The organism is Burkholderia sp. SIMBA_062, from assembly GCF_046534765.1.
Classification (GTDB): domain Bacteria; phylum Pseudomonadota; class Gammaproteobacteria; order Burkholderiales; family Burkholderiaceae; genus Burkholderia; species Burkholderia ambifaria.
On sequence record NZ_JAWRYD010000009.1, the window covers coordinates 215718 to 229722 of the forward strand.

The 14005-nt window shown below is 68.3% G+C and carries 15 protein-coding genes; 8 read left to right on the forward strand and 7 right to left on the reverse strand.

Features of this window, described 5'->3' with window-relative positions:
• Positions 1 to 126 precede the first annotated feature (126 nt).
• A complete protein-coding gene (locus SB786_RS12465) occupies positions 127 to 1821 on the forward strand; it encodes a M48 family metalloprotease (RefSeq protein ID WP_410727719.1) in 1695 nt (564 codons plus the stop codon).
• 32 nt (positions 1822 to 1853) lie between these two features.
• Here the strand turns inward: SB786_RS12465 and SB786_RS12470 are convergent, their stop codons facing one another.
• The 6 genes from SB786_RS12470 to SB786_RS12495 form a co-directional block, all read right to left on the reverse strand.
• Positions 1854 to 2450, reverse strand: coding sequence for a DUF2946 family protein (locus SB786_RS12470; RefSeq protein ID WP_410727720.1), 597 nt, complete (start codon positions 2448 to 2450; stop codon positions 1854 to 1856).
• Entirely contained in the window at positions 2443 to 3480 is a 1038-nt protein-coding gene (locus tag SB786_RS12475) for a hydrolase (RefSeq protein WP_410727721.1), read from the reverse strand. Before SB786_RS12475 ends, SB786_RS12470 begins: the two co-directional genes overlap by 8 nt.
• A 33-nt stretch (positions 3481 to 3513) precedes the next feature.
• A complete protein-coding gene (locus SB786_RS12480) occupies positions 3514 to 3960 on the reverse strand; it encodes a nuclear transport factor 2 family protein (RefSeq protein ID WP_006749968.1) in 447 nt (148 codons plus the stop codon).
• Between the two features lie 115 nt (positions 3961 to 4075).
• Positions 4076 to 5113 carry a lipopolysaccharide heptosyltransferase II gene (waaF, locus tag SB786_RS12485; protein ID WP_410727722.1) on the reverse strand — a complete coding sequence of 346 codons (1038 nt, stop codon included), beginning with the start codon at positions 5111 to 5113 and terminating at the stop codon, positions 4076 to 4078.
• 136 nt (positions 5114 to 5249) lie between these two features.
• Positions 5250 to 5444: a zinc-finger domain-containing protein gene (locus SB786_RS12490; protein ID WP_006749970.1), complete on the reverse strand. Its 195-nt coding sequence runs from the start codon at positions 5442 to 5444 to the stop codon at positions 5250 to 5252.
• A gap of 50 nt (positions 5445 to 5494) precedes the next feature.
• Positions 5495 to 6418: a branched-chain amino acid transaminase gene (locus tag SB786_RS12495; protein ID WP_410727723.1), complete on the reverse strand. Its 924-nt coding sequence runs from the start codon at positions 6416 to 6418 to the stop codon at positions 5495 to 5497.
• 208 nt (positions 6419 to 6626) lie between these two features.
• Between SB786_RS12495 and SB786_RS12500 the strand changes: the two genes are divergently transcribed.
• From SB786_RS12500 to SB786_RS12510, 3 genes are all read left to right on the forward strand, one after another.
• A complete protein-coding gene (locus SB786_RS12500; RefSeq protein WP_006761762.1) occupies positions 6627 to 7382 on the forward strand; it encodes an AzlC family ABC transporter permease in 756 nt (251 codons plus the stop codon).
• Entirely contained in the window at positions 7379 to 7702 is a 324-nt protein-coding gene (locus tag SB786_RS12505; protein ID WP_410727724.1) for an AzlD domain-containing protein, read from the forward strand. The genes SB786_RS12500 and SB786_RS12505 overlap by 4 nt, the downstream gene beginning before the upstream one ends.
• A gap of 279 nt (positions 7703 to 7981) precedes the next feature.
• On the forward strand, positions 7982 to 9178 hold the full coding sequence (locus tag SB786_RS12510; protein WP_410727726.1) for a phosphoglycerate kinase: 1197 nt from the start codon (positions 7982 to 7984) through the stop codon (positions 9176 to 9178).
• A gap of 157 nt (positions 9179 to 9335) precedes the next feature.
• Here the strand turns inward: SB786_RS12510 and SB786_RS12515 are convergent, their stop codons facing one another.
• Positions 9336 to 9464: a hypothetical protein gene (locus tag SB786_RS12515; RefSeq protein ID WP_260428264.1), complete on the reverse strand. Its 129-nt coding sequence runs from the start codon at positions 9462 to 9464 to the stop codon at positions 9336 to 9338.
• On the opposite strand from SB786_RS12515, the gene pyk reads away from it, so the two are divergent.
• The 4 genes from pyk to purE all read left to right on the forward strand — a co-directional run bounded on the left by pyk (position 9463) and on the right by purE (position 13950).
• Positions 9463 to 10899, forward strand: coding sequence for a pyruvate kinase (gene pyk, locus SB786_RS12520; protein ID WP_006762010.1), 1437 nt, complete (start codon positions 9463 to 9465; stop codon positions 10897 to 10899). The genes SB786_RS12515 and pyk overlap by 2 nt on opposite strands.
• Positions 10900 to 11185: 286 nt before the next feature.
• Complete coding sequence (gene fba / locus SB786_RS12525) at positions 11186 to 12250, forward strand: class II fructose-bisphosphate aldolase (RefSeq protein ID WP_011657813.1); 1065 nt, start codon at positions 11186 to 11188, stop codon at positions 12248 to 12250.
• Positions 12251 to 12472: 222 nt separating this feature from the next.
• Positions 12473 to 13363, forward strand: a complete 891-nt coding sequence (locus tag SB786_RS12530; protein WP_006749977.1) for a phosphoribosylaminoimidazolesuccinocarboxamide synthase — start codon at positions 12473 to 12475, stop codon at positions 13361 to 13363.
• A gap of 65 nt (positions 13364 to 13428) precedes the next feature.
• The gene (gene purE / locus SB786_RS12535; RefSeq protein WP_121859466.1) at positions 13429 to 13950 is read left to right on the forward strand and encodes a 5-(carboxyamino)imidazole ribonucleotide mutase; all 522 of its coding nucleotides are present in this window, start codon (positions 13429 to 13431) and stop codon (positions 13948 to 13950) included.
• Positions 13951 to 14005 lie beyond the last annotated feature (55 nt).

Consider the following 14005-nt stretch of genomic DNA (forward strand, 5'->3'; position numbering starts at 1 on the left):
GGGCGGGCAGACGGCGCATCCGCCGCAGCGAACAGTCGCGATCCCGCCGGTACAATGACCGGGATCTTCAGACCAAACGCCGCGATGCGCGCCCGGCGCCCGGGGGCGCGTCGTCTTCATCCTGCCATGCGTGTCAAACAGTTGCTTGCCGTGTTGCTGTCGACGGCGCTCGTGCTGCCGCCGAGCGGCCATGCACAGCGCCCGTCCGCGCCGCCGCTCGAGCCGGCGGCCGGCGCTTCGCCGTCGATTTCCACGGTGCCGTCCGGCATCGCGACCGGTGTATTCGGCACCTACGGTGGCGCGGAAAGCCGGTTCTCCGGCGGCGACGGCGCGTCCGCGCCCGTCGCGAGCCTGCGCGCACCGCTGCGCGCGCTGGAACTGCCCGACCTCGGCGACGGCTCCGGCGGTTCGCTCACGCCGCAGGCCGAGCGCCGTCTCGGCGAGCGCGTGATGCGCGAGGTGCGGCGCGACCCGGACTACCTCGACGACTGGCTCGCGCGCGACTACCTGAACGCGATCGCGAAGCGGCTCGCGGCTGCGGCCGCGGCGCGCTACATCGGCGGCTACACGCCGGACTTCGAGCTGTTCCCGGTGCGCGATCCGCAGATCAACGCCTTCTCGATGCCCGGCGGTTTCATCGGGATCAACAGCGGGCTGGTCGTCACGACGCAAACGGAATCCGAACTCGCATCAGTGGTCGGCCACGAGATGGGCCACGTGCTGCAGCGGCACATCGCGCGGATGATCAGCGCGAACGAGAAGACCGGCTACACCGCGCTCGCGACGATGCTGCTCGGGGTGCTGGCGGGGGTCCTCGCGCGCAGCGGCGATCTCGGCAGCGCGATCGCGATGGGCGGGCAGGCGTATGCGGTCGACAACCAATTGCGCTTCTCGCGGTCGGCCGAGCGCGAGGCCGATCGCGTCGGTTTCCAGCTGCTCGCGGGCGCCGGCTACGACCCGTACGGGATGCCCGGCTTCTTCGAACGGCTCGAGCGCGCGTCGATGGGCGACGCGGGCGTGCCGGCCTATGCGCGCACGCACCCGCTGACGGGTGAACGGATCGCCGACATGGAGGATCGCGCGCGCCGCGCGCCGTACCGGCAGCCGCGCCAGTCGGCCGAATACGGCTTCGTGCGCGCGCGGCTGCGCATTCTGCAGAACCGTGCGCCGAACGACATCGCGGTGGAGGCGCGCCGGATGCAGCTCGAGATCGACGATCGCACGGCGCCGAACGTCGCGGCGAACGAGTACGGAATCGCGCTCGCGAACACGCTGCTCGGCCAGTACGACGCGGCCGACAAGGCGCTCGCGTCGGCCCGCGCCGCATTCGATGCGCGCGCGCGGCGCGCGGACGATCCGGAGACGAGTTCGCCGAGCCTCGACGTGCTCGCCGCCGACCTCGCCCGCCGCGCGGGCCGGACCGACGACGCGGTGCGTCTCGCGGCGCTCGCGCAGCGGCGCTGGCCGGCGTCGCACGCGGCGATCGTCGCGCATCTGCAGGCGCTGATTGCCGCGCGCCGCTTCGACGAAGCGCAGACGCTCGCACGCCAGCAGGCGAAAGCGGACCCGGAGCAGCCGGACTGGTGGGACTACCTCGCGAAGGCGAGCGACGGCCGGGGCGACGTGCTCGCGCGGCGCCGTGCGCTCGCGGAGAAGCTGGCGCTCGACGGCGCGTGGCCGTCGGCGATTCGCCAGTTGAAGGAGGCGCGCGACGCGAAGGACGTGTCGTTCTACGACCAGTCGATGATCGGCGCGCGGCTGCTGGAATTCGAGGCGCGCTACAAGGAAGAGCGCGAGGACGAAAAGAACGGCCGCGGATAACGGTCGTCGTCAGGCGGGCAAGGCGGGGCGCTTCAGCTTGCGGCGCTGCCGTTGCCACCGTCCGGCGTGTCGCGCTGCGCGGGACTCGCGACGAAGCCGAACGTTGCCGGCACATCGGCACACGCCAGGTTGCCCAGCGCCAGCGTGCGCCCGTCACGCCAGCGCAGCACGGGCGGCGTCGCGTCGAAGTCCGCATGATCGGCGAACAGGCCGAGGTCGTGGTCGTGCAGCGCCGCGATGCGCGGCGGCGTGCCCGCCGCGCGGAACAGCACGCCACCCGCATCGTCGAGCCATGCGGCATCGGGCTCGAACGGCGCGCCGGTCTGATCGGCCAGCGTGAGCTGCCCGTCGCGTTCGGCCAGGCGCACGACCCACGGCGTGTACGCCAGCTCGACGTACACGCGCTGCGGCCCGTTCTGGAAGAACCACTGGCCATGCGCGTCGCATTCGTAATTGCGTCCGATGAACGCGTTCAGTGCCGCATGCCGGATCGGCGAGCCGAGCTCGCCGGCGGCCTGCGCGGCGTCGTCGCGCAGCCGCCACTCGCCGCGCCGGTCGAGCAGCAGCCAGCCGGTGCAGTGCGGGACGTTCGGCCACTTGGCGAGGGCCTGCCTGACGATGTCATCCATGGTCGACGAATTTCGAGCAATAGCCGAACACCCGCGCCGACAGCCAGTCGAGGCGGCCGGGGAACGGTCCGGTCATGAATCCCGCGTGGCCGCCGTGCGCGGGCTGGTCGAGCTCGATGGCCGGCGACACGTCGGCGGCGCTCGGCAGCGCGGATTCGGGCAGGAACGGATCGTTGCGGGCGTTGAGGATCAGCGTGGGCACGTCGATGGCCGGCAACAGCGGACGCGTCGTGGCCTGGGTCCAGTAGTCGTCGGCGTCGGCGAAGCCGTGCAGCGGCGCGGTCACGACCTCGTCGAAGTCGCGCATCGTCACGGCGCGCAGCATCGCGTCGCGATCGAACAGGCCCGGATACTGGTCGAGCTTGGCGAGCGCCTTGCGCTTCAGCGTCTTCAGGAAGCTGCGCGTATAGACCATCGCGAAGCCCTGCGACAGCGCGCGGCCGCCCGCATGCACGTCGATCGGCGTCGAGATCGCGGCGGCCGCGTGCACGATCGACGTGTCGCTGCGGTGCTCGCCGAGCCAGCGCAGCAGCACGTTGCCACCGAGCGACACGCCGGCCGCGACGATGGGCCCGCGATGCCGCATGGCCAGCCGCTGCAGGATCCAGTCGACTTCGGCGCTGTCGGCGAGGTGGTAGAAGCGCGGCTGGCGGTTCATCTCGCCGCTGCAGCTGCGAAAGTGCGGAACGACCGCGTGCCAGCCCTTCGCGCGCGCGGCGGCCATCATCGCGAGCGCGTAGTGCGAGCCGGAACTGCCTTCGAGGCCGTGGAACAGCACGAACAGCGGTGCGTCGGGCGGCGGCGCGGCACTGTCGAGATGCGCGACCCAGTCGAGATCGATGAAGTCGTGGTCGGGGGTTTCCCATCGCTCTCGTCGGTAGGCGACAGCCGGACGCCGTGCGAACAGCGCGGGCACGATGGTTTGCACATGGCTGTTCGGCAGCCAGCGCGGTGCGCGATAGCGCAGTGAATCGTCGTCGGGGGCCGGGGCCCCGGTCAGCGGCGAGGTGGGCGGAGAAGCCGTACTCATGATCGCCCCGCTAATGCGTTGCTTCGTTGTTCGTCAGTGCAGCGGACCCTGCCCGTGACGGATCTTCGCGGCGAATTGTCCGGCCGCCTGTTCGGGAATCGGGCTCGCGTGAATATGCGCGATGCGCCACTCGCCGCGTTCGTGAATCATCACGTACGTCGCGAAAACCATGTCGGGTTCGGCCGTCAGGTCGGCCTGCTGATGCGCTTCGGCGATCGTATAGACGACGGTGCCGAGACTGTCGTATACGCGGATGTCGAGCGGTTCGATCGTCACCGGGCGCGTCGCGAGCCGGTTGGCCAGCCCGCTGCGGATCTGGTCGAGGCCGTGCAGATGCTCGCCGTCGGCCCAGACGCAGCTGGCGAAGTCCTCGTCGATCCACAACCCCAGCAGCGCGTCGAGATTGGCATCGGCGACGGCCTGGTAGTAGGCGTTCAGCGTATCGGCAGCGGCTTCGAACAGGCGGGCAAAACGTGGCATCGGGGTTATCTCTCGCGCGCGTCGCGCGCCGTATTCAGCACGGCGGCCCGGGTGGAGCCGCCGTGCACCGGTGAATCGGATTGCCCGGCGCGCCGTGCGACGCTGCCGGTCAGGGTCAGCGCTGCCCGACGAGCATGCCGCGCAAATCGCCGAATACCTGCTCGGGACCGAGTTCGCGCAGGCAATTCAGATGGCCGAGCGGGCACTCGCGTTCGAAGCAGGGACTGCATTCGAGATGAAGCCATTGTACCTTCGCCAGGTCCGACAGCGGAGGGGTGTGGCGCGGATCGGTCGATCCGTACAACGCGACGAGCGGCCGTCGCAGCGCGGCGGCGACGTGCATCAGCCCGGAATCGTTGGTCACGACCGCGTTCGCGCGCGCGATCAGCGCGCACGCCTCGGACAGCGACGTCTGCCCGCACAGGTTGCGCACGTTCGGCGCGTGGTCGGCGATCGCCTGCGCGGCGGCGGCGTCCTTCTGCGAGCCGAGCGCGACGATTTGCGTATACGGGAACGACTGGTGGACGATCGTCGCGAGCGTCGCGAAATGCTCGGGCGGCCAACGCTTGGCCGGGCCGTATTCCGCGCCGGGGCAGAACACGACGAGCGGCTTGCGCGTATCGAGATTGAAACGCGCGGATACGCGCGCCGTCTCGTTCAGGTCGGCATCGAGGCGCGGCGGGGGCAGCATCTTCATCGACTCGGGCAGCTTCGCGCCCGGCGCATACGCGAGCGCCGCGTAGTGGGTCGTCATCGGCGCTCGCTCGGCCGATTTGTCGGGGTTCGCGTGCCGCACGTTGAGCAGGCCGTAGCGGTGCTCGCCCGTGTAGCCAATCCGCAGCGGAATGTTCGCGAGCCACGGGATCACCGCGGACTTCAGCGAATTCGGCAGCACGTACGCCGCGTCGTAGCCGACGTCGCGCAGGTCGCTCGCGAGCTGCCAGCGGCGCAGCACCTGCAGCTTGCCGTGCGCGAGGTCGGTTGCGTAGACATCGTGGATCTCGGGCATCCGCTCGAGCACGGGCGCGACCCAGGTGGGCGCGACGGCATCGATCGCGATGCGGGGATGGATTTTTTTCAGCAGCGCGAAAAGCGGCTGCGCCATCAATGCGTCACCGATCCAATTCGGTGCGATAACCAGCGCTCGACGCATCAGGTCGACTTCCGATGTCGTAATGAAGCACGGCGCGCATGCACCGCGTTCGGGTTGTCAGAACAGGAAAAGGGCGGCGCGCCGGAGTTCCGGCTGCGCCGCCTCGCGTGCGGCGGGCCCGCGGGCCCGGGCGGGCTCAATGTCCCTTGACCACCTCGCCGTCACGCAGCTTGTAGCGCGTGCCGCAGTACGGGCAGCGCGCCTCGCCGTGCGAGACGTCGATGAACACCCGCGGGTGCGCGCTCCAGCGCGCCATGGCCGGGTTCGGGCAGTAGGCGGGGAGATCCTTGGCCGTCAGTTCGACCAGCGGCATTTCCTTGATTTCACTCATGAGACTTTCTCTTATCACTCTTTGGTGGGGCGGTCGGTGGCGCGGCGCGCTCAGACCTTCGTCAGCCAGTGCGCGTACTTCGCGTTCTTGCCCGACACGATATCGAAAAACGCCGACTGGAGCTTTTCCGTCACGGGGCCGCGCGCGCCGCTGCCGATCGTGCGGTTGTCGAGTTCGCGGATCGGCGTGACTTCGGCGGCCGTGCCCGTGAAGAACGCTTCGTCGGCCGTGTAGACCTCGTCGCGCGTGATGCGCTTCTCGATCACCGCGATGCCTGCGTCCTTCGCGAGCGTGATGATCGTGTCGCGCGTGATGCCGTCGAGGCACGACGACAGGTCGGGCGTGTACAGCTTGCCGTTGTTCACCAGGAAGAAGTTCTCGCCGGAGCCCTCCGACACGTAGCCGTCGACGTCGAGCAGCAGCGCTTCGTCGTAGCCGTCGGCGGTCGCTTCCTGGTTCGCGAGGATCGAATTCACGTACCAGCCCGACGCCTTCGCGCGCACCATCGACACGTTCACGTGGTGGCGCGTGAACGACGACGTCTTCACGCGGATGCCCTTCGCGAGGCCGTCCTCGCCGAGGTACGCGCCCCACGGCCACGCGGCGATCGCGACGTGGATCGTGTTGCCCCTCGCGGACACGCCGAGCTTTTCCGAGCCGACCCAGATGATCGGGCGCAGGTAGCCCGACTCGAGCTTGTTCTCGCGCACGACTTCGAGCTGCGCGGCTACGAGGGTTTCCCGGTCGAACGGCACGTCCATCTGGAAGATCTTCGCCGAATTCAGCAGACGTTTGGTGTGCTCGGGCAGGCGGAAGATCGCGGTGCTGCCGTCGGCCGTCCGGTACGCGCGCACGCCTTCGAAGACGCCCATGCCGTAGTGCAGCGTATGGGTCAGGACGTGGATCTGGGCGTCGCGCCAGTCGATCAGCTTGCCGTCCATCCAGATCTTGCCGTCGCGGTCGGCCAGTGACATGGGATTCTCCTGTGAAGCAATTGGGTACAGCGGCTTGCGTGCAGCATTGAGCCGGAAAGACGCTTATTTTAGCGTCATTTGGTGTCGAGCCGGTCGGTCGGCGCAGGGCCGGCGCTATAATCGTCCGGTACCGATTCCAATAACGACGGGCCGTGCCGGCAGGAGACGCCGGAGCCCGCACGAACCGCCCGCCGCGGCCCGCTTTCCGATGCTCGCTCGATTGTCCGCCACCGACCGCTTCGCGCTGATCCAGGGCGCGCGCGACTATTCCCCGACACTGATGGCGATTCTCTCGTGGGGGCTCGTGACCGGCGTCGCGATGAGCAAATCGGTGATGACGCTCGGGCAGGCGAGCGCGATGTCGATCCTGGTCTACGCGGGCTCGTCGCAGCTCGCGGTGCTGCCGCTCCTCGTCGCGAAGCTGCCGATCTGGACGATCCTGCTCACGGCCGCGATGGTCAACATGCGCTTCGTGATCTTCAGCGCCGGCCTTGCTCCCCATTTTTCCTACCTGCCGCTGTGGCGGCGCCTCGCGATCGGCTATTTCAACGGCGACGTGATCTACCTGCTGTTCCAGAAACAGGGCTTCGCGTACGGCCACGTGCCGGGCAAGGAAGCCTACTTCTGGGGGATGGCGCTCGCGAGCTGGCTGTCGTGGCAGGTGTCGTCGCTCGCCGGCATCCTGCTCGCGAGCGTCTTTCCCGCGAGCTGGGGGCTGGAGCTGGCCGGCACGCTCGCGCTGATCCCGATCATGGTGTCGGCGGTCGCGAACCGCTCGACGCTCGCCGCCGTCGCGGTCGCGGGCATCGTGTCGCTGATCGCGTTCGACCTGCCGTACCGGCTCGCGCTGCCGATCGCGGTGCTGGCCGCGCTGGCGGCCGGCTGCACGGCCGACTTCTTCGTCGAACGCGCCGACTGGCGCCGCATCCGCACCGAAACCGTGCACGAGAAGGAAATCGAATGAGCGCCACGGAAATCTGGATCGTGATCGTCGGGATGACGATCGTCACGGCCGTCACGCGCGCGCTGTTCCTGCTCGGCGGCGAACGCACCGTGCTGCCCGAGCGCGCGCAGCGCGCGCTGCGCTACGCGCCGGCCGCCGCGCTCGTCGCGGTCGTGCTGCCCGACGTGCTCGAAACGCCGGCCGGGCTGTCGTTCACGCTGTCCAATCACCCGTTCTACGCGGCGCTCGCCGGCCTCGGCTGGTTTTTGTGGCGGCGCAGCATGCTCGGCACGATCGTGATCGGGATGCTGGTCTTCACCGTGCTGCGCCTGATCTTCTGACGGATCGCCGCGCCGGCCGGCCGGCCATCGGCCGCGTGCGCACGCGCATTGCTGCGTTGCGGCAATGTGCCGGTGGCCGCGTTCGATCCCAAATAGGCGGAATTCGCCGCCGCACGGGTCAGTCTGCCGGATGGATCGGCTAGAATGCCCGTTCGAGATTTTTACCCGTGCGCGTCATGCGAACCGCCAGCCACGGCCGCATCCGGCGCCCTTTCGCGGCTGCCCGCGCACGTCCAGCGTGAACCCCCTTTCCCCATCCACTACTTCAATCTGTTCAACATGAGCCAAGTCAAGCGTCTTACCGACCTGATCGCCGCCGGCCAGCTCGCCGGCAAGCGGGTGTTCATCCGTGCCGACCTGAACGTCCCGCAGGACGATCACGGCAACATCACCGAAGACACGCGCGTGCGCGCGTCCGTGCCGGCCATCCAGGCCGCGCTCGACGCCGGCGCGGCCGTGATGGTCACGTCGCACCTCGGTCGTCCGACCGAAGGCGAACTCAAGCCGGAAGACTCGCTCGCGCCGGTCGCGAAGCGCCTCGCCGAACTGCTCGGTCGCGACGTGCCGCTGGTCGCGAACTGGGTCGAGAACGGCGTGAACGTCGCGCCGGGCCAGGTCGTGCTGCTCGAGAACTGCCGCGTGAACAAGGGCGAGAAGAAGAACTCGGACGAGCTCGCCCAGAAGATGGCGAAGCTCTGCGACGTGTACGTGAACGACGCGTTCGGCACCGCGCACCGCGCGGAAGCGACCACCCACGGGATCGCGAAGTACGCGCCCATCGCGTGCGCGGGCCCGCTGCTGGCCGCCGAACTCGACGCGCTCGGCAAGGCGCTCGGCAACCCGGCCCGCCCGCTGGTGGCGATCGTCGCCGGTTCGAAGGTGTCGACCAAGCTGACCATTCTCAAGTCGCTCGCCGGGAAGGTCGACCAGCTGATCGTCGGCGGCGGCATCGCGAACACGTTCATGCTCGCGGCCGGCCTGTCGATCGGCAAGTCGCTGGCGGAAGCCGATCTCGTCGCCGAAGCGAAGGCGATCATCGACGAAGCGCGCGAGCGCGGCGCGTCGGTGCCGATCCCGTCCGACGTCGTGACGGCCAAGGAATTCTCGCCGACGGCCGCGGCCACGGTGAAGCAGGTCGCCGACATCGAAGCGGACGACATGATCCTCGACATCGGCCCGGATACGGCCAAGGCGCTCGCCAGCCAGCTCGAGAAGGCCGGCACGATCGTGTGGAACGGCCCGGTCGGCGTGTTCGAGTTCGACCAGTTCGGCAACGGCACCAGGACGCTCGCCGAAGCGATCGCCAAATCGTCCGCGTTCTCGATCGCGGGCGGCGGCGACACGCTCGCGGCCATCGCGAAGTACGGCATCCACGACCAGGTCAGCTATATCTCGACCGGCGGCGGCGCCTTCCTCGAATTCCTCGAGGGGAAGAAGCTGCCGGCGGTGGAAGTGCTCGAAACGCGGGCGGCCTGAGCGTGGCGGCGCGCGCAGGGGTGACCAGGGCCGCGCGCTCCGCTAAAGCGGAGCAGCCGGCCGGCGCGGGCAAGCGCAAACGCGCGCCCGCGCGGGCGAACTCAGCCCCGCGCGCACCGGCGGCCGCCGGCGACGCGGCCGTGCAGCACCACGAGATTCAGAACAAAGCGATGCCGGGCGCAAGCACCGGCACGCTCCCCGGAACGGCCGCCGCTGGGCTCGCCGATTCCGGCTCTCGCAGCGTTTCACCCAGCGCATCCACCTTGATCCAGATGAGGAGTTTCATGCAGCGCGCCACCAAGATAGTCGCCACGATCGGCCCGGCTTCCAGTTCGCCGGAGATTCTGCTGCAGATGATGCAGGCGGGCCTCGACGTCGTGCGGCTCAATTTTTCGCACGGCACGGCCGACGATCACCGCCAGCGCGCCGAGATGGTTCGCGAGGCCGCCCGCAAGGTCGGCCGCGAGATCGCGATCATGGCCGACCTCCAGGGCCCGAAGATCCGCGTCGGCAAGTTCGAGAACGGCAAGACGACGCTCGTGCCGGGCCAGGCCTTCATCCTCGACGCGACCTGCGAGCTCGGCAACGACGAGCGCGTCGGCCTCGACTACAAGGAACTGCCGCGTGACCTGAAGCCGGGCGACCTGCTGCTGCTGAACGACGGCCTGATCGTGCTGACCGTCGAGCGCGTGCTCGGCGACGAGATCCACACGGTCGTCAAGGTGGGCGGCGAGCTGTCGAACAACAAGGGGATCAACCGCCAGGGCGGCGGCCTGTCGGCGCCCGCGCTGACCGCGAAGGACATGGAGGACATCCGCACGGCGATGTCGCTCGGCGCGGATCTCGTCGCGGTGTCGTTCCCGAAGAACGCGACCGACATGGAAATGGCGCGCCAACTGGCGAACATCGCGGGCGCGCCTTACGGCATCAAGCCGAAGATGATCGCGAAGATCGAGCGCGCGGAGGCGATTCCGGCGCTGCAGAGCATCCTCGACGCGTCCGACGGCATCATGGTCGCGCGCGGCGACCTCGCGGTGGAAGTCGGCAACGCGGCCGTGCCGGCGCTGCAGAAGCGGATGATCCGGATGGCGCGCGAGTCGAACAAGCTCGTGATCACCGCGACGCAGATGATGGAGTCGATGATCCTCGCGCCCGTGCCGACCCGCGCGGAAGTGTCGGACGTCGCGAACGCGGTGCTCGACGGCACCGACGCGGTGATGCTGTCGGCCGAGACGGCCGCCGGCAAGTACCCGGTCGTCACGATCGAGACGATGGCGGCCGTGTGCGTCGAGGCGGAAAAGTCCGAGCACGTCGAACTGGACAAGGATTTTCTCGACCGCACGTTCACGCGGATCGACCAGTCGATCGCGATGGGCGCGCTGTTCACTGCCTATCACCTGGGCGCCAAGGCGATCATCGCGCTGACCGAATCGGGCGCAACGGCGCTGTGGATGTCGCGTCACTACACGCACGTACCGATCTTCGCGCTGACGCCGCGCGTCGGCAGCGAGCGCACGATGGCGCTGTACCGCAACGTGACGCCGCTGCACGTCGACTTCAACAGCGACCGCGACTCGGCGCTGCAGGCGGCGCTCGAGATCGTCGTCAAGCAGGGTTACGTGCAGCACGGCGACATGGTCGTGCTGACCGTCGGCGAGCCGATGGGGCAGGCGGGCGGCACCAACACGCTGAAGATCGTGCGGGTCGGCGAGCATTATTGAACGCCGACCTTGAGCACCTGCCGCCCGAACTGATCGGGCACCGTTTATAGACGAAAGCCGTGCGGGGTCCGATACCCCGCGCGGCTTTTTTTCTGTTTTTTGCCCGCATTGTGCCGTGCGAAGGTAACAAATTGCGAGTACGCGCCACCGGGCGGTCGGAATCGGAGGCGCTTCGCGATAAAATGCCGCTATTCGACGCTCAGCCGCGCCGTGCCCCCGGTTCGAACCGGAGCGAGCGCCGCGCCGGCGTCAGGGCGCACCGGTTTTCATTCCAAGGAGTTCCACAATGCCTCTCGTATCAATGCGTCAATTGCTGGACCACGCGGCAGAGCACGGTTACGGCCTGCCGGCCTTCAATGTGAACAACCTGGAGCAGGTCCAGGCGATCATGGCGGCGGCGGATCAGGTCGGCGCGCCCGTGATCATGCAGGCATCGGCCGGCGCGCGTAAGTACGCGGGCGAGCCGTTCCTGCGCCACCTGATCGAAGCGGCGGTCGAGTCGTATCCGCACATCCCGGTCGTGATGCACCAGGATCACGGCCAGTCGCCGGCAGTCTGCATGGGCGCGATCCGCAGCGGCTTCACCAGCGTGATGATGGACGGTTCGCTCGAAGCCGACGGCAAGACGGTCGCCTCGTACGAGTACAACGTCGACGTGTCGCGCAAGGTCGTCGAGATGGCGCACTCGATCGGCGTGACGGTCGAAGCCGAGCTCGGCGTGCTCGGCTCGCTCGAGACGATGAAGGGCGACAAGGAAGACGGCCACGGCGCGGAAGGCACGATGACCCGCGAGCAGCTGCTGACCGATCCGGAGCAGGCGGCCGACTTCGTGAAGCTCACGCAATGTGACGCGCTCGCGATCGCGATCGGCACGTCGCACGGCGCGTACAAGTTCTCGAAGAAGCCGACGGGCGACATCCTGTCGATCCAGCGCATCAAGGAAATCCACGCACGCATCCCGAACACGCACCTGGTGATGCACGGTTCGTCGTCGGTGCCGCAGGAGCTGCTGGAAGAAATCCGCCAGTTCGGCGGCGACATGAAGGAAACCTACGGCGTGCCGGTCGAGGAAATCCAGGAAGGCATCAAGCACGGCGTGCGCAAGATCAACATCGACACCGACCTGCGTCTCGCGATCACCGGCGCGATCCGCCGCTACCTGTTCGAGAACCCGGGCAAGTTCGATCCGCGCGACTACCTGAAGCCCGCGCGCGAAGCGGCGAAGAAGGTGTGCGTCGACCGCTACCTCGCGTTCGGCTGCGAAGGCCAGGCCGCGAAGATCAAGCCGGTGTCGCTCGACAAGATCGCCGAACAGTATAAGTCCGGCGCGCTCGCGCAGGTCGTACGCTGAGACTGTAGTACGATTGCCCCCGCCGAAAGGCTGGGGCCGGCTGCCCGATGCCGGATTTGATCCGGCCCCGGCAGCCGTTCCGTCCGGCCGAACGAGGGCCGGCCGGCAACCGGCGGGCGCGATCGCCCGCCGGTTCGCCGACGCATTGCAAGACCGCCGTTCCCGCCTGCCGCGGGGAACGGCGTTTCCCTTTTTGTTTGGCTCCTTATCTGCGAAAAGACGATGTCTACCCTTTACGAATCCACGCTCCGCTCGCTGCCGCTCCTCGGTCGCGGCAAGGTCCGCGATAACTACGCGGTCGGCAACGACAAGCTCCTGATCGTCACGACCGATCGCCTGTCGGCATTCGACGTGATCATGGGCGAGCCGATTCCGAACAAGGGCCGCGTGCTGAACCAGATGGCGAACTTCTGGTTCGACAAGCTCGCGCACATCGTGCCGAACCACCTGACGGGCGACGCGCCGGAAGCGGTGGTCGCGGCCGACGAGGTCGAGCAGGTCAAGGGCCGCGGCGTGGTCGTCAAGCGCCTCGAGCCGATCATGATCGAAGCGGTTGTGCGCGGCTACCTGGCCGGCAGCGGCTGGAAGGAATACCAGGCGTCGGGCGCCGTGTGCGGCGTGCAGCTGCCGGAAGGCCTGCAGAACGCGCAGAAGCTGCCCGAGCCGATCTTCACGCCGGCCGCGAAGGCCGAGCTGGGCGAGCACGACGAGAACATCACGTTCGAGGAAACCGAGCGCCGCATCGGCACCGAGCTGGCCGCGACGATTCGCGACATCTCGATCCGCCTGTACAAGGAAGCGGCCGACTACGCGGCGACGCGCGGCATCATCATCGCCGACACGAAGTTCGAATTCGGCCTCGACAATCACGGCAAGCTGTACCTGATGGACGAAGTGCTGACGGCCGATTCGTCGCGCTTCTGGCCGGCCGACCAGTACCAGGTCGGCACCAACCCGCCGTCGTTCGACAAGCAGTTCGTGCGCGACTGGCTCGAGACGCAGCCGTGGGGCAAGACCGCGCCGGCGCCGGCGCTGCCGGCCGACGTCGTCGAGAAGACGGCCGCGAAGTACCAGGAAGCGCTCGAGCGCATCACCGGCCAGCCGCTCGCCTGAGCGAGCTTTGCATGGGACCCGAGTAAGCGCTGAAGCGCTAACTCGGGTCGACAAGGACAGAGAAAATGAGTGAAGTCCAGACCGCCCACACGCACAGCGCGCCGCTCGTCGGCGTGCTGATGGGTTCGAGTTCCGACTGGGACGTGATGAAGAACGCGGTCGCGATCCTGCAGGAATTCGGCGTGCCGTACGAAGCGAAGGTCGTGTCCGCGCACCGGATGCCCGACGAGATGTTCGACTATGCGGAGAAGGCGCGCGAGCGCGGGCTGCGCGCGATCATCGCGGGCGCCGGCGGCGCCGCGCACCTGCCCGGCATGCTGGCCGCGAAAACCACGGTGCCGGTGCTCGGCGTGCCGGTCGCGAGCAAGTACCTGAAGGGCGTCGATTCGCTGCACTCGATCGTGCAGATGCCGAAGGGCGTGCCGGTCGCGACGTTCGCGATCGGCGAGGCCGGCGCCGCGAACGCGGCGCTGTTCGCGGTGTCGATCCTGTCCGGCACGTCGGCCGACTACGCGAACCGGCTCGCCGCGTTCCGCGTGCGCCAGAACGAAGCCGCGCACGCAATGGTGCTGCCGCCGCTGGCGTGACGGCGCACCGGTGGCCGCACCGCCATTCCAGCGGCCGCCTGACTTTCCTCACAGC